This is a genomic window from Faecousia intestinalis (assembly GCF_040096185.1).
In the GTDB taxonomy this organism is placed as follows: Bacteria; Bacillota; Clostridia; order Oscillospirales; family Oscillospiraceae; genus JAZOXB01.
The window spans coordinates 1-21,680 of record NZ_JBBMFF010000179.1 but is presented as its reverse complement, the minus strand read 5'-3'; the positions used below and the strand labels follow the sequence as shown (position 1 = coordinate 21,680).

At 63.3% G+C, this 21,680-nt stretch carries 26 protein-coding genes and 1 other annotated feature; of the genes, 25 read left to right on the top strand and 1 reads right to left on the bottom strand.

The genetic code is table 11. The features are described from left to right. The 17 genes from WMO66_RS05430 to xdhC all read left to right on the top strand — a co-directional run. Positions 1 to 255, top strand: a 255-nt coding sequence (locus tag WMO66_RS05430; protein ID WP_349135375.1) for a DNA translocase FtsK, incomplete at its 5' end; no start/stop codon positions are given. A 99-nt stretch (positions 256 to 354) separates the two neighbouring features. Then, positions 355 to 957, top strand: coding sequence for an ECF transporter S component (locus WMO66_RS05425; protein ID WP_349135374.1), 603 nt, complete (start codon positions 355 to 357; stop codon positions 955 to 957). A gap of 285 nt (positions 958 to 1,242) precedes the next feature. After that, positions 1,243 to 2,118 (top strand): ATPase, T2SS/T4P/T4SS family, encoded by an 876-nt coding sequence (locus WMO66_RS05420; RefSeq protein ID WP_349135373.1) that lies wholly within the window; start codon positions 1,243 to 1,245, stop codon positions 2,116 to 2,118. Then, positions 2,111 to 2,620: a stage III sporulation protein AB gene (locus WMO66_RS05415; RefSeq protein ID WP_349135372.1), complete on the top strand. Its 510-nt coding sequence runs from the start codon at positions 2,111 to 2,113 to the stop codon at positions 2,618 to 2,620. Before WMO66_RS05420 ends, WMO66_RS05415 begins: the two co-directional genes overlap by 8 nt. Positions 2,621 to 2,623: 3 nt before the next feature. Beyond that, a complete protein-coding gene (gene spoIIIAC / locus WMO66_RS05410; RefSeq protein ID WP_349135371.1) occupies positions 2,624 to 2,818 on the top strand; it encodes a stage III sporulation protein AC in 195 nt (64 codons plus the stop codon). Continuing rightward, complete coding sequence (locus WMO66_RS05405) at positions 2,819 to 3,211, top strand: SpoIIIAC/SpoIIIAD family protein (RefSeq protein WP_349135370.1); 393 nt, start codon at positions 2,819 to 2,821, stop codon at positions 3,209 to 3,211. Between the two features lies 1 nt (position 3,212). Beyond that, complete coding sequence (locus WMO66_RS05400) at positions 3,213 to 4,304, top strand: stage III sporulation protein AE (RefSeq protein WP_349135369.1); 1,092 nt, start codon at positions 3,213 to 3,215, stop codon at positions 4,302 to 4,304. Next, a complete protein-coding gene (locus WMO66_RS05395) occupies positions 4,304 to 4,783 on the top strand; it encodes a hypothetical protein (RefSeq protein WP_349135368.1) in 480 nt (159 codons plus the stop codon). Before WMO66_RS05400 ends, WMO66_RS05395 begins: the two co-directional genes overlap by 1 nt. 15 nt (positions 4,784 to 4,798) lie before the next feature. After that, a complete protein-coding gene (locus WMO66_RS05390) occupies positions 4,799 to 5,311 on the top strand; it encodes a SpoIIIAG-related protein (protein WP_349135367.1) in 513 nt (170 codons plus the stop codon). A 13-nt stretch (positions 5,312 to 5,324) separates the two neighbouring features. Then, entirely contained in the window at positions 5,325 to 5,891 is a 567-nt protein-coding gene (locus WMO66_RS05385) for a SpoIIIAH-like family protein (RefSeq protein ID WP_349135366.1), read from the top strand. 141 nt (positions 5,892 to 6,032) lie between these two features. Continuing rightward, positions 6,033 to 6,413, top strand: coding sequence for an Asp23/Gls24 family envelope stress response protein (locus tag WMO66_RS05380; RefSeq protein WP_349135365.1), 381 nt, complete (start codon positions 6,033 to 6,035; stop codon positions 6,411 to 6,413). A 76-nt stretch (positions 6,414 to 6,489) separates the two neighbouring features. Beyond that, positions 6,490 to 7,050 (top strand): transcription antitermination factor NusB, encoded by a 561-nt coding sequence (nusB, locus tag WMO66_RS05375; protein ID WP_349135364.1) that lies wholly within the window; start codon positions 6,490 to 6,492, stop codon positions 7,048 to 7,050. Next, entirely contained in the window at positions 7,047 to 7,976 is a 930-nt protein-coding gene (locus WMO66_RS05370) for a DNA-binding protein (protein ID WP_349135363.1), read from the top strand. Before nusB ends, WMO66_RS05370 begins: the two co-directional genes overlap by 4 nt. Beyond that, entirely contained in the window at positions 7,969 to 9,177 is a 1,209-nt protein-coding gene (xseA, locus tag WMO66_RS05365; RefSeq protein ID WP_349135362.1) for an exodeoxyribonuclease VII large subunit, read from the top strand. The genes WMO66_RS05370 and xseA overlap by 8 nt, the downstream gene beginning before the upstream one ends. After that, on the top strand, positions 9,174 to 9,410 hold the full coding sequence (gene xseB / locus WMO66_RS05360) for an exodeoxyribonuclease VII small subunit (RefSeq protein WP_349135361.1): 237 nt from the start codon (positions 9,174 to 9,176) through the stop codon (positions 9,408 to 9,410). Before xseA ends, xseB begins: the two co-directional genes overlap by 4 nt. Beyond that, positions 9,397 to 10,269 (top strand): polyprenyl synthetase family protein, encoded by an 873-nt coding sequence (locus WMO66_RS05355; RefSeq protein WP_349135360.1) that lies wholly within the window; start codon positions 9,397 to 9,399, stop codon positions 10,267 to 10,269. The genes xseB and WMO66_RS05355 overlap by 14 nt, the downstream gene beginning before the upstream one ends. An 11-nt stretch (positions 10,270 to 10,280) precedes the next feature. Continuing rightward, positions 10,281 to 11,240, top strand: a complete 960-nt coding sequence (xdhC, locus tag WMO66_RS05350; protein ID WP_349135359.1) for a xanthine dehydrogenase accessory protein XdhC — start codon at positions 10,281 to 10,283, stop codon at positions 11,238 to 11,240. Between the two features lie 47 nt (positions 11,241 to 11,287). Here xdhC and WMO66_RS05345 read toward each other — a convergent pair whose 3' ends face one another. Beyond that, positions 11,288 to 12,322 carry a threonine aldolase family protein gene (locus WMO66_RS05345; protein ID WP_349135358.1) on the bottom strand — a complete coding sequence of 345 codons (1,035 nt, stop codon included), beginning with the start codon at positions 12,320 to 12,322 and terminating at the stop codon, positions 11,288 to 11,290. Between the two features lie 1,045 nt (positions 12,323 to 13,367). Between WMO66_RS05345 and WMO66_RS05340 the strand changes: the two genes are divergently transcribed. The 8 genes from WMO66_RS05340 (at position 13,368) to WMO66_RS05305 (ending at position 21,615) form a co-directional block, all read left to right on the top strand. Next, a complete protein-coding gene (locus tag WMO66_RS05340) occupies positions 13,368 to 13,967 on the top strand; it encodes a hypothetical protein (protein ID WP_349135357.1) in 600 nt (199 codons plus the stop codon). 21 nt (positions 13,968 to 13,988) lie between these two features. Beyond that, on the top strand, positions 13,989 to 15,839 hold the full coding sequence (gene dxs, locus WMO66_RS05335; protein WP_349135356.1) for a 1-deoxy-D-xylulose-5-phosphate synthase: 1,851 nt from the start codon (positions 13,989 to 13,991) through the stop codon (positions 15,837 to 15,839). After that, positions 15,829 to 16,632 (top strand): TlyA family RNA methyltransferase, encoded by an 804-nt coding sequence (locus tag WMO66_RS05330; protein WP_349135355.1) that lies wholly within the window; start codon positions 15,829 to 15,831, stop codon positions 16,630 to 16,632. The genes dxs and WMO66_RS05330 overlap by 11 nt, the downstream gene beginning before the upstream one ends. Positions 16,633 to 16,635: 3 nt before the next feature. Continuing rightward, on the top strand, positions 16,636 to 17,493 hold the full coding sequence (locus WMO66_RS05325) for an NAD(+)/NADH kinase (RefSeq protein ID WP_349135354.1): 858 nt from the start codon (positions 16,636 to 16,638) through the stop codon (positions 17,491 to 17,493). A gap of 9 nt (positions 17,494 to 17,502) precedes the next feature. Further along, complete coding sequence (locus WMO66_RS05320; protein WP_349135353.1) at positions 17,503 to 17,955, top strand: arginine repressor; 453 nt, start codon at positions 17,503 to 17,505, stop codon at positions 17,953 to 17,955. A 9-nt stretch (positions 17,956 to 17,964) separates the two neighbouring features. Next, positions 17,965 to 19,620 (top strand): DNA repair protein RecN, encoded by a 1,656-nt coding sequence (gene recN, locus WMO66_RS05315; protein ID WP_349135351.1) that lies wholly within the window; start codon positions 17,965 to 17,967, stop codon positions 19,618 to 19,620. A 33-nt stretch (positions 19,621 to 19,653) separates the two neighbouring features. Further along, positions 19,654 to 19,888 (top strand) — a binding site (T-box leader). A gap of 45 nt (positions 19,889 to 19,933) precedes the next feature. Continuing rightward, complete coding sequence (gene tyrS, locus WMO66_RS05310; protein ID WP_349135350.1) at positions 19,934 to 21,160, top strand: tyrosine--tRNA ligase; 1,227 nt, start codon at positions 19,934 to 19,936, stop codon at positions 21,158 to 21,160. Continuing rightward, the gene (locus tag WMO66_RS05305) at positions 21,154 to 21,615 is read left to right on the top strand and encodes a GNAT family N-acetyltransferase (RefSeq protein WP_349135349.1); all 462 of its coding nucleotides are present in this window, start codon (positions 21,154 to 21,156) and stop codon (positions 21,613 to 21,615) included. Before tyrS ends, WMO66_RS05305 begins: the two co-directional genes overlap by 7 nt. Positions 21,616 to 21,680 lie beyond the last annotated feature (65 nt).

Below are 21,680 nucleotides of genomic sequence, written 5' to 3'. Positions count from 1 at the left end.
GACGAGCTGCTTCCGGCGGCGGTCGACGTTATTCTGGAGACGGGGCAGGCCTCCGTTTCGTTCCTGCAGCGCAGGCTGAAGCTCGGCTATGCCCGTGCGGCCCGCATCGTGGACGAGATGGAGGAACGCGGCATCATCGGCCCGTATGAGGGCGCAAAGCCGCGCCAGCTCCTCATCACCCGCGAGCAGTGGGAGCAGATGCAGAACGGCACCTATGCCCCGCCCGCGCCGCCCGTCGAGGACGAGCTTTCCTGATCTGCTTGTATGCCGGAGCACGGCAAGGCGTGCCCGGCTGCAAAATAAATTGTATGCGTTGCATCCGGGTCGTCCGGAGCGACAGCAGGAGGTATTCCCTTGAATCATCAGAAAATCAACCGTATGGTCGGCATTGCCGTCCTGGCCGCGCTCGTCGTGGTGCTGCAGCTTCTCAGCAGTGTCATCAAGATCGGCACGGTCTCCATCACGCTGACGCTGATCCCCATCGTGGTCGGCGCAGCCTTCTACGGCCCGGGAGCGGGCGCGATCCTCGGCACGGTGTTCGGCCTTGTTGTCTACATCAACTCCGCTACCGGTGCGGATATGGGCGGAAACCTGGTCTTTCTGGCCAATCCGTTCCTCTGCGCCGTCGTCTGCATCGGCAAGGGCACGCTGTCCGGCTGGTGCGCCGGCCTTGTCTACCGGCTCGTCGCCCGGAAGGATGCCGCGCTTGGCCGCAATGCCGTCGCCGTTCTGCTGGCTGCCATCACCGCGCCGGTCGTGAACACGGGTGTGTTCCTGCTCGGCATGGTGTTGTTCTTCCAGGAGACGCTCCGTGCATGGGCCGCAGGCTCCGCGCTGCTGACGTATGTGCTCTTCACCCTGACGGGTGTGAACTTCCTCGTCGAGCTCGGCCTCAATCTTGTGCTGAGCCCGGCCGTTTCGACACTCATCCGCGCCATCCGCAAGACGCACAATTAAGTTAGAAACCTCTGAATAAATCGGCTTCGGTGGATGCCGGATCTTTTTCGCTGATCCATCTGTTCGGGAAACTTGAAATACACAAAGTATTCCTGCGTTTCCCAAACATCGGCTTAGCAAAAAATCTCTCACCATCCACTCTTGCAGATTTCATTCAGATGTTTCTCAGCTCCGATCATCGGTTCTTCCTTGCACGAACCTTGCCGCCCCGGTTTTCCGGGGCGGCTTATTTTTTGTCCTACCATCTGCACCGGACGCATAGAGTAAGGGCAGGAGGGGACGAGCATGACGGAAGAAGTGAGACAGGCCCTGCGCATCTGCCCGCCCGGGCTGCGGCAGGCCATTGACCGGCTGCCGGATGCCGGGGCCATGGAGGAGCTGCGCCTGCGCTGCGGGCAGCCGCCCGCCTGCCGGATCGCGGGAAAGGAGCGGGCGCTGCCGCTTGCTCCGGTCACGCCGGAGCTGCTGCGCGGTATGCTGGAGCAGGCAACGCAGCGTTCCGCTTATTCCATGCAGGAAATGACCCGCTGCGGCTTTGTCACGCTGCCGGGCGGACACCGGCTTGGTATCTGCGGAACGGCCGTCGTGCAGAACGGCACGATTACGGCCCTGCGCGAGCCGTCTTCCCTGAACCTGCGCATCGCCCGCCAGCCGGACGGCATTGCCGACCGCCTGCGTGATGCGCTCTGGGCGCGGCCACAGTCCGTGCTCCTGTGCGGCGCGCCGGGCAGCGGCAAGACGACGTTGCTGCGCGACCTCATCCGGCAGCTCTCCGACCGGTTCGGCTGGCGCATCTGCGTTGTGGACGAGCGGATGGAGCTGGCGGCCTGTGCCTCCGGCGTGCCGCAATTCCGCCTTGGCGCGCACACGGACGTGCTGTCCGGTGCACCGAAGGCGGCGGGCATCGAGCTGCTGCTGCGCACGATGAATCCGGAGTGGATCGCCGTGGACGAGATCACGGCCGAGGCGGACATCGCTGCGATCCGGCGCGCGTCCTACTGCGGCGTGCGCTTTCTTGCCACGGCGCATGCGGCCGACCGGCGCGAGCTGGAGAGCCGCCCGCTGTACCGCGCGCTGCTGCAGGACGGCTTTTTTCGCATGGCGGCCTTTCTGCTGCCGGATCGTTCCGTGCGCATCGAAAGGGGGCTGGACCATGCTTAGAGTGCTCGGGGGCGCGCTGGTGCTGCTGGCAAGCGGCAGCTTCGGCATCACGGCCGGGGTGCGGTATTACCGCGCGTCGCGCCATCTGCAGGCCTTCTGCCGCGCCATAGAGCTGCTGCGCTGCGAGATCAATTATTCCCTGCAGCCGCTGCCGGAGGTCTGCGCCCTCGTGGCGGACAGGCTGACGGGGCCGCCCGCCGCGTTTTTTCGCTGCTTTGCCGCGCAGCTCCGCGAGCCCGTCAGCCGGGACCGGGCCGCAGCCGCAGCCATGGAGGCCGCGCGGGGGCTGCAGCTGCCGCAGGATGCGGTCATGGCGGTGCTGGAGCTGTGCAGCGCCCTCGGGCGCTATGATCTCGACGGGGAGAATCGTATGCTGGACCTGACGGCCTCGCGCCTGCAGGCGGCGCTGGCCCGCTGTGAGGCCGAAAAGCGCCCGCGCGCGAAGTGCTATGCCGCGCTGGGTCTCTGCACGGGACTGGCGCTCCTGATCCTGGCGGTGTAGCCTATGGATGTGCAGCTGATATTCAAGATCGCCGCCGTCGGCATCATCGTGACCATTCTGAATCAGGTCCTCGTGCGCTCGGGGCGCGAGGAGCAGGCGACCATGACGACGCTGGCCGGGCTCGTTGTGGTGCTGATGATCGTGGCGCAGAAGATCGCGCAGCTGTTCGACCTCGTGCAGTCGCTGTTCCGGTTTTAGATGGACACGCTGCTGCAGGTCGCCGGGCTCGGGCTGATCGCCGTGCTGCTCGGGCTGGTCCTGAAAAAGGGGAACGGCGTGCTGGCGCTCCTGCTGACGCTGGCCGCCTGTGCCGCCATGACTGTGAGCATCGTGCGTCTGGCAGAGCCGGTCGTATCGTTTCTGTCGGAGCTTCGCCAGCTGGCAGGACTGGAGCCTGCACTGCTGCAGCCGCTGCTGCGCACGGTCGGCATCGGCCTTCTGACACAGCTGACGGCCTCGGTCTGCGCCGATGCGGGTGAGAGCACCGTGGCGCGGCTCATTGAGCTGTGCGGGAGCGTGCTCGGCATTTACACGGCCCTGCCGCTGCTGGAGGCCGTGCTGTCGCTGCTGCGGACTATGCTGGAGGGATGATGTGAAAAAAATCGCCGTTTTTCTGGCCGTTCTGCTCCTGCTGGCGGCTCCCGTACTGGCAGCGGAGCCAACGGAGGCGCTGAGCGACGTGCTCGGCGCGGACGAGCTGACGCAGAGCCTCCCCGACGAGGCCGCAGAGGTGCTGGACGGGCTTTCGCCGGACGGTATGCCGGACTTCCGCAGCGGAGTACGGAGCATCCTGCGCGCGGCGGCCGGCGGGAGCGGCGGCGCGCTGCGCAGCGGCCTTCGCCTGTGCGCGGTGCTGCTGGCCATGGTTACGCTGTGCGCCGTCGTGCACATGAGTGCGCAGAAGGATCCTGTGAACGCCGTCTCGGCCGTCGGTGCGCTGGGCATCTGTGCGGCCTGCCTTGGCGGAATGCAGTCCATGATTTCGCTGGCCTCGGAGACGGTCACGCGTCTTTCGGACTACAGCGCCTGCCTGCTGCCGGTCATGGCGTCCGCCATGGCCATGAGCGGGGGGACGGTATCAGCCGGGACGCTTTACGCCGGAACGGCCCTGTTCTCCGGCTTGCTGTCGCGCCTGATCGCGCGGCTGCTCCTGCCGGGCGTGAGCGTCTACCTTGTCGTGGCGGCGGCAGAGGCCGCGCTTGCGGACAGCCTGCTCTCCGAGCTGCGGGAATTCGTGGGTTGGCTGATCTCCAAGAGCCTGCGTGTCGTGCTGTTCGTGTTCACGGGCTATCTGACCGTGACGGGCGTCATCTCCGGCAGTGCGGATGCCGCCGCCGTGCGCGCGACGAAGGCGGCCGTGTCCGGCATGGTGCCCGTGGTCGGGAGCATCCTGTCCGATGCGTCCGAAACGCTGCTGGCAAGCGCCTCGGCCCTGAAAAGCTCCATGGGCGTATTCGGTATGCTGGCAGTCCTTGCCATCTGCCTGGCACCGTTTCTGAAGATCGGTGCGCAGTATCTGCTCCTGAAGGGGACGGCGGCCGTCAGCGGGACGATCGGCATGCCGCAGCAGGTGAAGCTCGTGAAGCACGCCGCGACGGCCATGGGCTATCTGCTCGCCATGACAGGGGCCTGCGCGCTCATGCTGCTTATCTCCGTTGTGTGCTTTCTGAAGGTGGTGGGATGATGGAGGCGATTCGGAGCTATCTGACCGCCGTTGTGGCGGTGAGCATGATCGCCGTGCTGGCCTCTGCGCTTTCCCACGGCAGCCGGATGGAACGCGTCGTGCGCTTTGCGGCGGGTCTTCTGGCCCTGCTCGTCTGCGTTACGCCGCTGCTGCGGCTCGATGCGCGGACGCTCACGGACGTGCTGGAGCAGGCCGAGCGTGCGCTCGACTATGATGCCTCCGGAACGGACCGGACGCGGCAGGACATGCTCCGCGACCTCGTCCGGGAGAACACGGAGCGGACCATTGAAAAGCAGGCGGAGGCGCTGGGCATGCTCGTCCGGGCCGACGTCACGCTGACGGAGGAGGAATATCCGCAGCCGTGGTCCGCCACGCTGACGGGGACGCTCGACCCGGAGCAGGTCCGGGCGCTGTCGGAATTTCTGTCGCAATCGCTCGGCATCCCGACTGAACGGCAGACGTGGAAGACCTATGGGTGAGCAGGAGGAATGGCTTTGGGGAAGATCGATCCGAAAAAGCTCTGGCAGGGGCTGAAAAAATACCGCTATGCCGCGCTGGTCCTGCTGCTCGGTCTGGCGCTCCTGCTGCTGCCGGGCGGGAAAAAGACGACGCAGAAGTCCAACGCGGCTGCTTCGGCGGCGCAGACGGACTATGCGGCGGAGACGGAGCGGCGGCTGACGCAGATGCTGCAGCAGATCGCGGGCGCAGGGCAGGTCAGTGTGATGCTGACGCTGGAGACCGGGGAGCGCGTGGAATACCAGACGGACGTGCAGGCAAGCTCGGACGGGGCGCAGAGCTCCGAGTCCCGGAAAACCGTCATTTTGTCCGAGGGAAGCTCATATGATAAAGCGGCTGTAGCCGCGACGACCTATCCGCGTTTTCAGGGCGCGCTCATCGTCTGCGAGGGGGCGGACAGCGCTGCGGTGCGGCTTCGGCTGCTCGAAGCGGTCTCCGCCGTCACCGGGCTGAGCACGGACCGGATCACCGTCGTGAAAATGAGATCATAATGGAGGAATGGCAATGAAAAAGACTTGGAAACGCAATCTGATCGCCGCCGGTGTGCTGCTTGTGGTATGCGCCGGGATCTATCTGAACTGGTATGCCGGGCACAGCGCCGCGGACCTGACGGAAACGCTTGACGCAGGCAAGATCCTCGACGACACGACGCTCGTTCTGCAGCAGGAGCAGGGCGACGCGCTGGTGACGCCGGTGCAGCAGACCGGGACGCAGGCGGAATATTTCGCCCAGATGCGGCTCTCCCGCCAGACGGCGCGGGACGAGGCCGTGGAGCTGCTGCAGGAGACCATTGCCTATGCCGACGGCGATGCCGCCAGCAGCGCCAAGCTCGAGGGCATCATCTCGGACGCGCTGGCCGAATCCCAGATCGAGAGCCTCATCGTGGCCAAGGGCTATCAGGACTGCGTGGCCTATATCAGTGAGGACGGCATCTCCGTCGCCGTCGCCGCGCCGGAGGACGGCCTGACGCAGTCGGACGTCGCCCTGCTGTCGGATATCGTGCTCTCGCAGACGAGCTGCAAGCTTTCGGACATCCGTGTCATCGGCGTTGAGCCGGAAAAGGGGCAGTGAGGCCTGAGTGCCCGGCTTTCCGCATTTGACGATCCGATTTTCGCAACGCCGCTATTGTATTTTCCGTAAAATGTGATAAAATAGATAGGACAATCGCGAAGCATGCCCTGCGGCGGCTTCGGAGAAAGGGTGGTCAATACCATGGCAGAAAGCAAAAATTACATCGTTCAGCCCCAGGAGGGCGGGAACATTCTGATTTCGGAGGACGTCATCGCCTCCATCGCCTCGCTGGCCGTGCGCGAGGTCGAGGGTGTCTATGGCCTGAGCGCCACGCAGACGCTTGATCTAACGGCGATCCTCGGCAAGAAGAACCTGAGCAGCGGCATCCGCGTGACGCTGCAGGACAACGTCATTGACATTGCCTGCAACCTTGTCGTCCGGATGGGCCAGCCCGTGATGACCGTTGCCAAGAACGTGCAGGAGGGAATCGCCAACGCCGTGGAGTCCATGGCAGGCGTCCGCCCGGCCCACGTCAATGTCAACGTCTGCGGCGTTGCCGCGCCGAAGGCGGAGCAGGCCTGAGGCTATGCCGCTCTGCAGCCCCCTGCCGCAGAGCGGCAGTCCTTCACTTTCACTTTACATACCAAGGAGACATGACATGACACGCTCAAACGCCAGAGAGGTCGCCGTGCATCTCATTTATGAGATCGACTATACCGGCGAAGACCCTGCCCAGGCCATCGAGACCCGCATGGACCGCAGCTATTACAGCGGCCTTTCTGCGGAGAACGACGTCTATGCAGAGCGCCCCAGCAAAAAGCAGATGGACTATATCCGCACCTGCGTGACGGGTGTCTGCGAGCACGCAGAGGAGCTGGACGCCCTGATCGCCCAGTATGCCGTGCGCTGGAATCTGCACCGGATCTCCCGCCTGACGAAGGCGGCGATGCGGCTTGCCATTTATGAAATGCGCTATGTCGACGATGTGCCGAACGGCGTTGCCATCAACGAGTGCGTGGAGCTGACGCGGAAATATGAGGACGCGCAGGTCGTTTCCTTTGTGAACGGCATTCTCGGCTCCGTGGCGCGCGGCGCAAAGCCGAACACCGAGGCCCCTGCGGACCCGCAGCCGGAGGAAGCACAGCCGGAGGAAGCACGGCCGGAGGAGACTCCGTCCGAAGAGACGCAGCCCGCTCCGGAGGAGGCGCAGCAGCCATGAGGGTGCTCGCCTTCGACACCAGCAACTATACGACCTCGGTCGCGTTCTTCGACGGCACGGCCGGTCACAATATCTCGCGCCTGCTCGATGTGGAGCAGGGCGCGCTCGGACTGCGCCAGAGTGATGCGCTGTTCGCCCATGTAAAACGCCTGCCGGAGCTTGCCGACAGGCTGTTTTCGGATATCGGCACGGACGCAGGCTTTGAAGCAGTCGGTGTCAGCACGCGGCCGCGCGCCGTAGAAGGCTCATATATGCCCTGCTTCCTCGCGGGCGAATCGCAGGCACGCGTGCTCGGCGCGGCGCTCGGCGTGCCCGTCCTGCCGTTTTCGCACCAGCAGGGGCACATCGCAGCCTCGCTGTGGGGCTCCGGCCATATGGAGCTGATGGACGAGCCGCATCTGGCCTGGCATCTTTCCGGCGGTACGACGGAGCTTCTGCGCGTCACGCCGGAGGGGAAGGGCAGCGTGCATGCCGAGAAGATCGGCGGCACGACGGATATCTCCGCCGGTCAGCTCATCGACCGGACCGGCAAGCTGCTCGGCCTGCCGTTTCCGTCCGGCAAGCACATCGACGCCCTGAGCCGGTCCGCGCAGGACCGGCAGGTCTTCCGCGTCAAGGTGCAGGAGACCACATTCTCCCTTTCCGGCGTGCAGAACAAGGTCGAACAGTATCACGCGGCCGGAAATTCCCCGGAGGAGACGGCGGGCTATGCGCTGCGCTGCCTCATCGGCGCCATTGTCCGCGCAACGGAGAACGCGCTGCTGGAATATCCCGGCAGCTGCGTCGTGTTTGCAGGCGGTGTTGCATCGAACACGCTGCTGCGCAGCAGCTGCGCGGCACTTCCGGCCGTTTTCTGTCCGCCGCAGTTCGCCACGGACAACGCCCTCGGCGTTGCCGTTCTGACCTGGAGGGCGCTGCATGGCTGAGATCTTTGAGGTATCGCAGATCAACGAGTATCTGCGACAGCGCTTTGAAGCAGACGAATTTCTCGGCTCGCTGCTCATCCGCGGTGAGCTGAGCAACTATAAAATTTACCCCTCCGGCCATCACTATTTCACGCTGAAGGACAGCCAGAGCGCCATCCGCTGCGTCATGTTCAAGGGCAGCGCCATGCGCCTGCGTTTCCGGCCGGAGACGGGTATGAAAGTCATTGCGGGCGGGCGCATTGCCGTGTTCCCGCGTGACGGAGCCTACCAGCTCTACTGCACGTCGCTCACACCGGAGGGCGTCGGCGATCTGCATGTCGCCTTTGAGCAGCTCAAGCTGAAGCTGCAGGCTGAGGGCCTGTTCGCCCGCGAGCGCAAGCAGGCCCTGCCGCGCTTCCCGCACCGCATCGCCATCATCACGTCCTCCGCGGGCGCGGCTCTGCACGACATGCTGCGCATCCTGCGCAAGCGCTACCCGCTGACGGAGGTCAAGCTGCTCGGCGTCCGCGTGCAGGGGGCCGAGGCTCCGGCGGAGATCGCCGGGGCGATCCGCTACGCCAACCGCTGGGAGCTGGCCGACCTCATCATCACCGGACGCGGCGGCGGCTCCATGGAGGACCTTTGGGCCTTCAACGACGAACGCGTGGCCCGCGCCATTGCCGATTCGCATATTCCGGTCATCTCGGCCGTCGGCCATGAGCCGGATGTGACGATCTCGGACTTCGTGGCCGATCTGCGCGCAGCGACGCCGTCGAACGCAGCCGAGTTGGCCGTGCCGGACCAGACGGAGCTGCGCCAGCATCTGGCCGCCCAGCGCGCCATGCTGCTCACGCTGATGACGCGCCGCCTGAAGCAGGAACGCCAGCGTGTGGCCCAGTTGGCCGGAGCGCGCGCCCTGCGCGACCCGAAAAACTATATCGACGACCGCCGCATGCAGCTCGACTATACGCAGCGCCGCCTGATCGCCGCCTTGCAGCGGCTCGTGGCGCAGCAGCGCGAGCGCTTTGTCCGGCTGACGTCGAAGCTCGACGCGATGAGCCCGCTGAAGGTCCTCTCGCGCGGCTATTCTATGACATTTGACGCGCAGGGCCATGTGGTACGGAGCGTCCGCACGCTGTCCTGCGGCGACCGGATCACCGTCCGGCTCGCGGACGGCCGCGCCTCTGCCGAGGTGCGGGAAATACAGGAGGATGCAACATGAGCACGGAATCGATCACATTTGAACAATCTCTGCAGCGGCTCGATGAGATCGTTCGCCGCATGGAAAAGGGCGACGTCCCGCTGGAGGAGGCCCTCTCGCTGTTTGAGGAGGGCACGCGGCTGGCAGGCTCCTGCAGCCGCCTGCTGGACGAAGCGGAGCTGAAGGTCGTTCAGCTCACCAAGGGCGCAGACGGCGCCCCGCAGGAAACGGAGCTTGCCGATGCTGGAATTTGAAGCGCTGCTGCGCAGCTATGCCGACCGCGTGGAGGGCTATCTCCACTCCTGCTTTACGGATGCGGACGAGCCGCAGCAGGTCCTGTTTGACGCCATGCGCTACAGCCTGCTTGCCGGGGGAAAGCGCCTTCGCCCTGTGCTGGCGCAGGCCTTCTGCGAGCTGTGCGGCGGCAGCGCCATGGACGCCCTGCCGTTTGCTGCCGCCGTGGAGATGGTGCATACCTACAGCCTCATCCACGACGATCTGCCGTGCATGGACAATGACGATTACCGCCGCGGCCGCCTGACGAACCACAAGGTCTACGGCGAGGCGACGGCCGTTCTGGCGGGCGACGCCCTGCTGACGGCCGCATTCGGCCATCTTGCCGCAGCCCCGCTGCCCGCGTCCCGCGTCGTCAAGGCCACGCGGGTGCTCTCGCTGTGCGCGGGCGAGCTCGGTATGGTCGGCGGGCAGGTGCTGGACATGGAGGCCGAGCACCGCGTCTGCACGGAGGAGGAGGTCCTCGCCATCCAGTCGCGCAAAACGGGCGCGCTCATCTCGGCCGCCTGCCAGCTCGGCGTCATCGCAGCCGGCGGCAGCCCGGCCCAGCAGCAGGCAGCGGCGGATTACGCTGCAAGTCTCGGGCTGGCCTTCCAGATCGAGGATGATATTCTGGATGTCGTCGGCGATGCCGCAAAGCTCGGCAAGGCGACCGGCATGGACCAGAACAAAAATACAATCGTCCGGCTGCACGGCGTGGAAGCCTGCCGCGCCCGCATCACGGAAGAAACGCAGCGCGCGGTCGCTGCGCTCGCGCCGTTCGGTCAGGCGGAGTTCCTGACGGAGCTGGCGCAGCGCCTGACGAGCCGCGATCACTGAGGAGGAAAATCATGAAAGCGCTGCTTCACAGCCTTCTGGAGGCCGCTACCCTTGGCAGACCGGTCGTCCTCTGCACCGTCGTGCATTCCGGCGGCTCCGCACCGCGCAGCGCAGGCGCGCATATGGCCGTGTTTGCCGACGGCAGCACCCGCGGCACCGTCGGCGGCGGCCGCCTGGAGCTGCTCGCCGCAAAGGAGGGCCTGTCGCTTCTGCAGCGGCAGACCTCGGCCCTGCGGGCCTATGACCTCTCGGAGCGCGAGGGCGGCATCGGCATGGCCTGCGGCGGCAATGTCATCGTGTCGTATCTCTATCTCGGCCCGGAGCAGGCCGACTTCGTGCGCGCCATGGCGGCTGCGTTCGACGCCACGGCGCCCTGCTGGCTGAAGCTCGTCATTGCCGAAGACGACAGAACGGATGTCTCTCTCACAGACGGAACGGACCGCTCTCTGTGCGCGGCCCAGCCGGTCTGGATGCCGGGAACGCCTGCTGTTTATACCGAGCCGCTCACGCAGCCAGGGCGCGTCTATCTCTTCGGCGCGGGGCATGTCGGGCAGGCGCTCGTGCCGGTGCTGGAATATGTCGGCTTTGCCGTGACGGTCTATGACCCGCGGCAGGAGCTGGCCGAGAGATTCTCCGATGTGATCTGCGCGCCGTATGCCGAGCTGGAGGACCATATCACGCTCACGCCGTATGACAGCGTCGTCGTCATGACGCCGGGCCACATGGCGGACTTTGAGGTCCTGCACCGCATCCTGCGCCATCCGCTGTCCTACATCGGCTGCATCGGCAGCCGGAACAAGGCGGCCAAGACGCGCGACCTGCTGCGGCAGGAGGGCTTCTCCGAAGAGACCATTGCGTCTGTTCATCTGCCCATCGGCCTGCCGATCCTGGCACAGACTCCGGCGGAGATCGCCATCAGCATCGCGGCCGAAATGATCCGCTGCCGCGCCGAGGCGGCACAGAAACGCTAAAAAACGGAGCGCCTTCCAGCCGGAAAGCGCTCCGAAATTTTTCTGCCTTACAGTGTTTTGATGGCGTCGATCAGCGCGTCGACATCCTCCTGCGTTGTGGACCAGCTCGTTGCGAAGCGGGCGACGCTGTGCTCCTCGTCGACCTTGCCCCAAGTGTGGAAGGCGATCTTCTGCTGCAGGGCACGGACGGCCTTGTTCTCCATGATGAGGAACTGTAGGTTCGTCGGCGAATGGAGATAGAACTGCAGGCCACGCGCATCGAAGGCATCGCGGATCTGCATGGCCATGTTGATGGCATGCTTGCTGATACGGAAATACAGGTCGTCCGTAAACAGCGTGTCGAACTGCAGGCCGAGCAGGCGGCCCTTGGCCAGCAGCGCGCCGTGCTGTTTGGCAATGGTGGAGAAATATCGCGGCATGTTGTGCTTTGTAAAGACTGCGGCCTCGCCGAACAGCGCGCCGACCTTCGTGCCGCCGATGTAGAACACGTCGCACAGCTGGGCCAGCTCCGGCAGGGTAATGTCGCACTTCGGGCTCATCAGACCGTAGCCGAGGCGTGCGCCGTCGATGTAGAGTGGGATATTGTACCAGCGGCAGACGCTGGCCAGCTCGACGAGCTCACGCTTGGTGTAGAGCGTGCCGAACTCCGTCGGGTAGGAGATGTAGACCATGCCGGGATAGACAAAATGCTGGTGACTCGCATCCTGCCAGTAGTCCTTCATATACATCCAGACATCCTCGGCGCGGAGCTTGCCGTCGTAGACGGGCAGGGCGATGACCTTGTGGCCCGTGAATTCGATGGCGCCGGCCTCGTGGTCGCTGATGTGGCCGGTCTGCGCGGCGATCACGCCGCCGTAGGACGGCAGCATGGAGTCGATGACGACGGCGTTCGTCTGCGTGCCGCCGACCATGAAGAAAATGTCGGCGCCGGGACAGTCACAGGCCGCGCGGATCTTTTCCTTTGCGCTCTCGCAGTATTTGTCGCTGCCGTAGCCGGGGAGCTGCTCCAGATTCGTCTCGTTCAGACGGCGCAGGATCTCTACCCGCGCGCCCGCAGTATAATCGCTCTCAAAAGAATGCATAGCTGTCACTCCTGCGGCAATCAGCCTGTCATTACAGCGCGGGCATTCTTTGCCCGTTTGTCCGCTGTGCAACTACAAGTTTAGCACGGCAGAGCGGCCTTGTCAAGCGCTGTTTCGCCTTTCCGCGGGCCGATCCGCCGTATATCACGCCCGGCCGGCTGAGCAGGATCGGCCCGGCGGAACAGGAACGGATGGAACTATTTCGGCGGGCTGAATATTCATTATTTTGAAATATTTCCGATATTTTCGCTTGCTAATGAGGAAAACATTGGAAAAACCATTGTACCGGTAGAAAATCGCGGGATATTTTTTGGAAAAACCGACAAAGGATACTTGTATATTTCCCGTCGTTATGGTATGATGTTATTGGTGGCGCAGTATCCTAGTCAAAGCGCGCCGGTTTCGAAGAAGGGCCTAAAAATCCTTTTAAGGGCATATCGATGAAGTCCCTGGTGCTTGCTTTTTTCGCCCAGATCAGGGTGGGTGCTGGGGGTTAAGGTCTCCGGGCGAGGTGTAACGGCATATACCGACCGACCCGGTTTCCGTGGAGACCTGCTCTTGTGCGACAGCCGTTCCGTATCTGCGGGTACCCGGACTGCGTACGAAGCAGGATTGAACCTGCATTGCGGTGCACAGAATCGTGTGCTGTGTGTAGCGTAGCCTGCCTTGCGTGGGTATGTGGGAATAGGGGAGCGACGCGTCAGCCGCCGTGGCCGCGGCGCTTGGCGATATTGCCCCTTGAAACCATGCCTGCAAAAGAGGATAGAGCCGGTGCGTAATGCTGTGGAAAACACCTAGGCTGACTGTTCATTCAGGGCATGCAGAGGATTACAGTGCGGACTAAGTGGCAATCGGGTACCGGATGCGGCAACGCTCCGGCTTTGGCTTTAAATGGAAACAGCCGTCCGGCGACGGGCGGCAGCGACTGGGGAAATCCAACCCGACCTAAGCCGCAGGCTTTACTCTGTCTGCTGCCACCATTCTTTAGAAATTCTTGGCTTGTGGGCCCTGCCCACAGACTTCAGTGTTTCCGGAGGAGATATTTTTGAGCGCAAACCATACGGAGCCTCCCTCAAAAGGGAAGCGAAAAAAGAAAAACAGTCATATTCGCTGGATCGTCACAGTCTTTTTTGTGGCAGTCGTAATTTCCTCGACGATCTCGTTCTTTTCCTCCACAGTGCTGGAGGGGGCAGGGCTTGTCGAGGCATTTCTTGTACTTTTGCTGATCGTGGCGCTAGGCATCGTGTTCGATATCATCGGCGTGGCTGTGATGTCGGCCGAGGAGAAGCCCTTCCATGCCATGGCGGCCAAAAAGGTCCCCGGCGCTGCCGAGGCTCTGCACCTGCTGCGCAATGCGGAAAAGGTCTCGAGCTTCTGCAATGACGTCGTGGGCGATATCTGCGGCGTCGTTTCCGGCTCGGCTTCCGCCGTTGTGGCCGTGCGCGCTCTTACCATGCTCAATTCCGAAACGGTGGCACAGCTGATCATGTCCGCGCTGGTGTCCGGTGTAACGATCGCCGGCAAGGCCTGCGGCAAGAATATCGCCACCGGCAAGGCGACGCAGATCGTGCATACGACCTCCAAGCTGATCTACTACATCAAGTCACTCTTTACCGGCAAGCTCCCGAAGAAAAAGAAAAAGTGACAGTCTGAGGGTGTGTCATTTTTGACTTTATTAGATACCATCAATTCCCGCGAGGCGCTGTGCGCGCTGAATGACGCGCAGCTGCGCCAGCTTTGCGACGAGATTCGACAGTTTCTGGTGCTGAATGTCGCCCGGACGGGCGGTCATCTGGCCTCGAACCTCGGCGTTGTCGAGCTGAGTGTTGCGCTGGAGCGGGTATTCGATACGAGCCGCGACCGGCTCCTGTTCGACGTGGGGCATCAGTCCTATGTCCACAAGATCCTGACCGGCCGGCGGGACGAATTCCGCACACTGCGTATGTTCGGCGGCCTTGCGGGCTTCCCAAAGCCGTCGGAGAGCGTGACGGACCCGTTTGTGGCCGGTCACGCCTCCAGCTCCGTCTCCACCGCCCTCGGCATGGCGCGTACCCGCACGCTGCAGCATGAGGACTATCACGTCGTGGCCCTGATGGGCGACGGCGCAATGACCGGCGGCCTGGCCTATGAGGCCATGAACGATGCCGGGGAGAGCAGCGAGCAGCTCATCGTTATTCTGAACGACAACGGCATGTCCATCACGCCGAACGTCGGCGGCATTGCCCAGCATCTTGCGCTCATCCGCACGCGGCCGGGCTATTACCGCATCAAAAAGGCCTATCGCGCCGTCACGGCAAAGGTGCCCGGCGGAAAGTGCCTCTACCGCCTGACGCACCGGCTCAAGGAGCACTGGAAGCGTATGCTCTTCGGCACGACGTTCTTTGAGGAGATGGGCTTTGAATATTATGGCCCCGTAGATGGGCATGATCTGAAACGGCTGGAATATATGCTCCGGCTCGTCAAGGACCGCCGGCATCCGGTCCTGCTGCACGTCATCACGCAGAAGGGCAAGGGCTACGCGCCTGCTGAGGAGAACCCCGATGTGTTCCACGGCATCGGCCATTTCGACCCCGAAAAGGGGATGGAGCCGCGCTGCGGCCATCTTCCGACATTTTCCGACACATTCAGCGAAACGATTGACGCGCTCGGCGCGCAGGAGCCGCGCATCTGCGCCATTACAGCCGCCATGCTGCGCGGGACCGGCCTCGATGCCTTTGCAGCCCACTATCCGGAGCGCTGCTTCGATGTCGGCATTGCAGAGGGACACGCCGTCTCTATGGCGGGCGGCCTTGCCAAGCAGGGAATGATCCCCGTTGTTGCGATCTATTCCACATTCCTGCAGCGCGCTTATGACATGCTGCTGCAGGATGTTGCCATGCTCGGACTGCATGTCGTATTTGCCGTAGACCGCGCCGGCCTTGTCGGCGGGGATGGCGAGACGCACCACGGCGTGTTCGACGTGAATTATCTGCGCTCCGTGCCCGGCATGCAGGTCCTGTGCCCCGCCAGTCAGGCGGAGCTGGGTCAGATGCTGCGCCGCGCTGTGCTGGAGATGACCGGTCCGGTTGCCGTGCGCTATCCCCGCGGGTGTGACGGCGCGTTTACCGGCATCGCAGAGCAGCCGTGCCTGCGCGAGGGGAGCGACATTACCCTCGTCACCTATGGGACGCTCGTCAACGAGGTCCTTGCCGCAGCAAAGCTGCTCGAAGCGCGCGGTATTTCCGCCGAGGTCCTGAAGCTGCCCTCCATCAAGCCGCTCGATGTCCGCACCGTCGCCGCCTCCATGCGGAAGACGGGCCGCCTGCTCGTGGCAGAGGAGGCCGTGTGCATCGGCTGCGTCGGCAAGGAGCTGTTGGCGTCGCTCCGTGCTCGCGGAGTGGGCGGGCCTGTGCGGCTGTGCAATCTCGGCGACCGCTTTATTCCCCACGGCGCGGTGCCGGAGCTGTACCGCCTGGCGGGGTTGGACGCAAAATCTCTTGCTGACGCTGCCTGGGAGGTATGTCAAAATGAAGCATAAGGAACGATTGGATGTCGTTCTCGTGGAGCGCGGCCTGTGCGACAGCCGAAGCAAGGCGCAGGCGCTCATCATGTCCGGCGAGGTCTATGTCAACGGGCAGAAATCGGACAAGGCCGGTACGCCGGTCGAGGACGAGGCCGTTGTAGAGCTGCGGGGCAATCCCTGCCCCTACGTCAGCCGCGGCGGCCTGAAGCTTGAAAAGGCGCTGCGCGACTTCGGCGTCGATCCGACCGGCTTCGTCTGCAGCGACTCGGGCGCCTCGACGGGCGGCTTTACGGACTGCCTGCTGCAGAAGGGCGCGAAGAAGGTCTTCGCCATCGATGTCGGCTATGGCCAGCTTGCCTGGAGCATCCGGCAGGACCCGCGCGTGGTGTGCATGGAGCGGACGAACATCCGCTATGTCACCCCGGAGCAGCTCGGAGAGCCGCTGGACCTGTCCGTTGTGGATGTTTCCTTCATTTCCCTGCGGATCGTCCTGCCCGCCATCCGTGCACTGCTGAAGCCGACGGGGCAGATCCTCTGCCTCATCAAGCCGCAGTTCGAGGCCGGCCGGGAGAAGGTCGGCAAGAAGGGCGTCGTCCGCGACCCGGCCGTCCATGAGGAGGTCCTGCAGAATTTTCTGGCGCTGGCTGCGGAGCTGGAGCTGACCGTCCGCAACCTGACGTTTTCCCCGGTGCGCGGCCCCGAGGGCAACATTGAATTTCTCGGCCATCTGAGCATGGAGCCGCAGGGCGGCATCACGCCGGATGTTCCTGCGCTCGTTGCACAGGCGCACGCAGAACTCAGGGGATAAGCTATGAAAAAGATCGTCTTGACGCCGAATCCCTACCGGGACCGGAACTTCAAATATGTCACGCTCGCCGATAAGCTCCTGCGCGAGGCTGGGCTGGAAACGCGCATCTGCCTCGCCTTCGATGTGGACCGCAGCTTCGAGCTGCCGGACAATGTTGTTCTGACGGAGCTGAACCATGAGCTGCGCGATGCCGATCTACTCGTCTGCTTCGGCGGCGACGGCACGATCCTCCATGCCTCCAAGGCCGCAACAAAGGCCGGAATCCCGGTCCTCGGCGTGAACATCGGCACCATGGGCTTCATGGCGGAGCTGGAGAGCAGCGAGCTCAAGGAGCTGCGCCGCCTTGCGGATGACGATTTCTCCGTCGAGCCGCGCATGATGCTCCATGTCCGCGCGGAGCACGAGGGACGCGTCATTCTGGAGGAGGACGCGCTGAACGACGCCGTCATCACGAAGGGCGCGGTCGCCCGCGTGGTGCAGATGTCTGTGCAGGGCGACGGCGTGGATATGATGTCCTTCAGCGGCGACGGGCTGATCGTCTGCACGCCGACCGGTTCCACGGCCTATTCCATGTCGGCTGGCGGCCCGCTGGTCGAGCCTGCTGCACAGAATATTGTGCTCACGCCGATCTGCGCCCACGATATGCAGACACGTGCCATCGTTACGTCTGCAGACCGCGAGATCACGGTGCAGCTTGCCCGCACCGGCCGCAAAAACGCCTTTCTTTCCGTGGACGGCGGCAAGGCTGTCCGCCTGAGCAGCGGCGATCGCATTACCATACGCCGCTCTGAGCATGTCACACGGCTGCTCCGCCTGACCGGACGCAGCTTTTTCGAGATCATACAAAATAAATTCAGGTAGGTGGGAACCATGAAAAACGATCGTCAGAAAAAAATCATCGAGCTTGTGGAGAACCGGTGCATCGAGACGCAGGAGCAGCTGCTCGATCAGCTCCGCCAGTGCGGCTTCCACAGCACCCAGGCCACCGTTTCCCGCGATATCAAGGAGCTGCAGATCGTAAAATCCCTCGACGGCATGGGAGGCTATCGCTATTGCCTGCCGCACCGCGTGGAGGGCGAGAAGTTTGGCGCGCGCTTCCGCGTGATCTTCCGCGAATGCGTCACGAACATCGACTACGCCCAGAATATCATCGTCATCAAGACCATGCCCGGCCTCGGCGCAGCCGCGGGTGCGAACATCGACTCGCTGAAGATGCCGAACATGGTCGGCTCGTTGTCCGGCGACGATACGACGCTCGTCATCATGCGCGACAAGGAATCTGCCGCGGAGTTCTGCCGCGAGCTGCACCGCATGCTCGAGTAAGGAGCCGCCATGCTTCGCCTGCTGCACATTGAGAATATCGCCGTGATCGAGCAGGCGGATATCCTGTTTGAGCGCGGCTTTAACGTCATGACCGGCGAGACCGGCGCGGGCAAATCCATCGTCATCGGCGCGATCTCCGCCATTCTTGGCGAGCGCGCCTACCGCGATATGATCCGCACCGGCGCGGCGCGCGCCGCTGTTCGCGCCATTTTTGACGATGTGCCGGAGCTTGCGTGGTTTGCCGAGAACAGTGTGCCCTATGACACGGAGGTCGTCGTACAGCGTGAGATCTATCTGGACGGAAAGAATCTCTGCCGCGTGAACGGCGTGGCCGTTACGGTCGGCATTCTGCGGAGGCTCGGCCTTCAGCTCATCAACATCCACGGCCAGCACGACTCCGCAGCGCTGTTCGATGAGAACTACCATCTGACATTTCTGGACAGCTTCGCTGCCGATGCGCCGCTGCTGGAGCAGTACCGCGCGCAGTTTTCCGTCATGCAGAGCCTGCAGCGTGAAATGGCGCACCTGCGCATGGACGAGAGCGAGAAGCTTCGCCGCACGGAGACGCTGCGCTATCAGATCGATGAGATCGAGCGTGCGGCTCTGAAGCCGGATGAGGATACGCAGCTCGAGGCCCGCCGCCGTCTGCTGCAGAACGCCGAAAAGCTCTCGGACGGCCTGCGCGACGCTGCCGCCTGTCTGGACGGCGGGGACGAGGCGCAGGGCGCGGCGGCTCTCCTGACGCAGGCGGAGCGCGATCTGGCGCACAGCGCGCGCTTTGATGAATCGCTGCAGCCGCTGCACGATACGATCGCAGACCTGATGTATCAGGCGCAGGACGCCGCAGAGCAGCTCCGTGACCGTCTGTACCGCCTGTCGTACTCCGCAGACGAGCTGGAGCAGCTTGAGGAGCGCCTCGACCTGCTGCACCGCCTGCGCCGGAAATACGGCGCGGACTGCGCGGCCATTCTGGACTACCTTGCCAGGGCGAATGCGGAGCTGGAGGAGATCGAATTCTCCGACGAGCGCCTGCAGCAGCTGGAAAAGCAGGTCGCCGCGGCGGAAAAGCAGGCAAAGGAAACGGCGCTCCGGCTGCGCGAATGCCGGAAAGCGGCCTCAGAGGCCCTGACGGCGCGCGTGCTGGACGAGCTGTCCCAGCTGGATATGAAGAAGGTGCAGTTTGCCTGCCGCTTCACCGAGACAGACCTGACACAGGACGGCATGGACGCCGTTTCGTTCTACATGTCCGCCAACCTCGGCGAAGCGCTCAAGCCGTTGAGCAAGGTCGCCTCGGGCGGCGAGCTGGCGCGCATCATGCTGGCGCTGAAAAACGTGCTGGCCGAGAGAGACCATGTGCCGACGCTGATCTTCGACGAGGTCGACACCGGTGTCTCCGGCCGGGCCGCTCAGCGTGTGGCGGAAAAGCTCCGCGCCCTGTCCCGCACGAAGCAGATCCTGTGCGTAACGCATCTGCCGCAGATCGCTGCGCTGGCGGACACGCATTTCCGCATCGCCAAGGCAGAGCACGACGGCCGCACGTTCACGAGCGTGACGCCGCTCGACTTTGAGGGGCGCAAGGCCGAGCTGGCCCGCATCATCGGCGGCGCGAGCATCACGCCGACCACGCTGCAGAGCGCGGCGGAAATGTTGGAAAGTCGGACTTGACAAAGCACCGGTTTTCTGTTAGGATACCAATAGAAAAACGCTGTGATGGAATGAAGTACCCCCGTGCTCCACGCGCAGAGAGCCGCCGGTCGGTGTAAGGCGGCAGGGAAGCGGGGCGAAATACCTTCCGGAGCGGCCGGCCTGAACCTGCAGTAGGGCCGGACGGGTGCGCCCGATATCGCGCAGGAGTGTGGCTGCACTCCCCGAGCCCGCCGCTGCGAAGTGCCGGGAATGACGAGGTGGTACCGCGTAGTTTTACGCCCTCTGTCCATTGGACAGAGGGCGTTTTTTATGACAAAAACAGGAGGAACTTATGAAACTTTATGACGAACTGGTCGCCCGCGGCTTGATCGCGCAGGTGACGAATGAAGAAGCGATCCGCGAAATGATCGACAACGGCAAGGCCACGTTCTATATCGGCTTTGACTGCACGGCAGACTCCCTGCATGTCGGCCATTTCATGGCCCTGTGCCTGATGAAGCGCCTGCAGATGGCGGGCAATAAGCCCATCGCCCTCATCGGCGACGGCACGACGATGATCGGCGACCCGTCGGGCCGCACCGACATGCGCCAAATGCTCACTGAGGAGACCATTGCGTATAATGCGGAGTGCTTCAAGCGCCAGATGGAGAAATTCATCGACTTCTCCGATGGCAAGGCGATCATGCTGCGCAACTCTGCCTGGCTGAAGCCGCTGAACTATATCGAGCTGCTGCGCGAGGTCGGCGCCTGCTTCTCTGTCAACAACATGCTGCGCGCCGAGTGCTACAAGCAGCGCATGGAGAAGGGCCTGAGCTTCCTCGAATTCAACTATATGATCATGCAGAGCTACGACTTCTACTACATGTTCCAGCACTACGGCTGCAACATGGAATTCGGCGGCAACGATCAGTGGAGCAACATGCTTGGTGGCACGGAGCTCATCCGCCGCAAGCTCGGCAAGGACGCCCACGCCATGACCATCACGCTGCTGCTCAACTCCGAGGGCAAGAAGATGGGCAAGACAGCCAAGGGCGCAGTCTGGCTCGATCCGAACAAGACGACGCCTTTCGACTTTTTCCAGTACTGGCGCAATATCGACGATGCCGACGTCATGAAGTGCCTGCGCATGCTGACCTTCCTCCCGCTCGAGGAGATCAACGCCATGGAGGGCTGGGAAGGCAGCCAGCTCAACAAGGCCAAGGAAATTCTCGCCTATGAGCTGACGAAGCTCGTCCACGGCGAGGAAGAGGCCAATAAGGCCCGTGATGCGGCGAAGGCTCTGTTCCTCAGCGGCGCGAACGATGCCAATATGCCGACAACGGAGCTGACGGAGAGCCAGCTCACGGATGGCAGGATCGGCATTCTGGACCTGATGCTCGCCTGCAAGCTCGCGCCCACGAAGTCCGAGGCGCGCCGTCTCGTCCAGCAGGGCGGCGTGTTCGCTGATGACGAGAAGGTTGCATCCATCGACGTTGTCTTCACGGCCGAGCAGCTCAAGAACGGCGTCAAGCTGCGCAAGGGCAAGAAGGTCTTCCACAAGGCTGTTCTTGCATGCTGACGTTTCGCACTGCGGCGGAGCCCGACTTTGAGCATGTGAACCGGCTGGCCCGGCAGGTGCACGAGCTGCACGTCTCGCTGCACCCCGATCTCTATCGCTCCGTCAAGCATCCCATCTCCTGTGAGGAATTCCGGGAGATGATGGAGCGGGATCAGCTCGTGGTGGCCTGCCGCGGGGAGCACATCGTGGCCTATGCCGCCTTTGCCGTGCGGGATTTTGACGGCGCGTCGATCCTGCCGCGCCGCGTGATGATGCTCGACGCGCTGTGTGTCGACGGCCCGTGCCGCAGGCAGGGCATCGCACATGCCATGCTCGAGGAGCTGTGCCGCCGTGGCCGCGCGCTGGGCTGTACGGACCTGCAGCTGGCCTGTGACAGCCGCAATACGTCGGCACTGGCCTTTTATGAAGCGCAGGGCATGCAGCGCAAGCTCATCCAGTTCCGCAAAAAGCTCTGACACGAAAAATCAGGGCGCATCATGCGCCCTGAAAAGCCTCGCAGAGTTCGCCGCCCGCAGGCGGC

Coding starts and splice junctions, on each gene's coding strand:
- WMO66_RS05320 (WP_349135353.1), top strand. CDS start 17,503: ATGAAAAACGATCGTCAGAAAAAAATCATCGAGCTTGTGGAGAACCGG.
- WMO66_RS05305 (WP_349135349.1), top strand. CDS start 21,154: ATGCTGACGTTTCGCACTGCGGCGGAGCCCGACTTTGAGCATGTGAAC.
- WMO66_RS05420 (WP_349135373.1), top strand. CDS start 1,243: ATGACGGAAGAAGTGAGACAGGCCCTGCGCATCTGCCCGCCCGGGCTG.
- xseB (WP_349135361.1), top strand. CDS start 9,174: ATGAGCACGGAATCGATCACATTTGAACAATCTCTGCAGCGGCTCGAT.
- WMO66_RS05415 (WP_349135372.1), top strand. CDS start 2,111: ATGCTTAGAGTGCTCGGGGGCGCGCTGGTGCTGCTGGCAAGCGGCAGC.
- WMO66_RS05325 (WP_349135354.1), top strand. CDS start 16,636: ATGAAAAAGATCGTCTTGACGCCGAATCCCTACCGGGACCGGAACTTC.
- tyrS (WP_349135350.1), top strand. CDS start 19,934: ATGAAACTTTATGACGAACTGGTCGCCCGCGGCTTGATCGCGCAGGTG.
- WMO66_RS05370 (WP_349135363.1), top strand. CDS start 7,047: ATGAGGGTGCTCGCCTTCGACACCAGCAACTATACGACCTCGGTCGCG.
- WMO66_RS05355 (WP_349135360.1), top strand. CDS start 9,397: ATGCTGGAATTTGAAGCGCTGCTGCGCAGCTATGCCGACCGCGTGGAG.
- spoIIIAC (WP_349135371.1), top strand. CDS start 2,624: ATGGATGTGCAGCTGATATTCAAGATCGCCGCCGTCGGCATCATCGTG.
- WMO66_RS05380 (WP_349135365.1), top strand. CDS start 6,033: ATGGCAGAAAGCAAAAATTACATCGTTCAGCCCCAGGAGGGCGGGAAC.
- WMO66_RS05385 (WP_349135366.1), top strand. CDS start 5,325: ATGAAAAAGACTTGGAAACGCAATCTGATCGCCGCCGGTGTGCTGCTT.
- xseA (WP_349135362.1), top strand. CDS start 7,969: ATGGCTGAGATCTTTGAGGTATCGCAGATCAACGAGTATCTGCGACAG.
- recN (WP_349135351.1), top strand. CDS start 17,965: ATGCTTCGCCTGCTGCACATTGAGAATATCGCCGTGATCGAGCAGGCG.
- xdhC (WP_349135359.1), top strand. CDS start 10,281: ATGAAAGCGCTGCTTCACAGCCTTCTGGAGGCCGCTACCCTTGGCAGA.
- WMO66_RS05330 (WP_349135355.1), top strand. CDS start 15,829: ATGAAGCATAAGGAACGATTGGATGTCGTTCTCGTGGAGCGCGGCCTG.
- WMO66_RS05395 (WP_349135368.1), top strand. CDS start 4,304: ATGGAGGCGATTCGGAGCTATCTGACCGCCGTTGTGGCGGTGAGCATG.
- nusB (WP_349135364.1), top strand. CDS start 6,490: ATGACACGCTCAAACGCCAGAGAGGTCGCCGTGCATCTCATTTATGAG.
- WMO66_RS05405 (WP_349135370.1), top strand. CDS start 2,819: ATGGACACGCTGCTGCAGGTCGCCGGGCTCGGGCTGATCGCCGTGCTG.
- WMO66_RS05345 (WP_349135358.1), bottom strand. CDS start 12,322: ATGCATTCTTTTGAGAGCGATTATACTGCGGGCGCGCGGGTAGAGATC.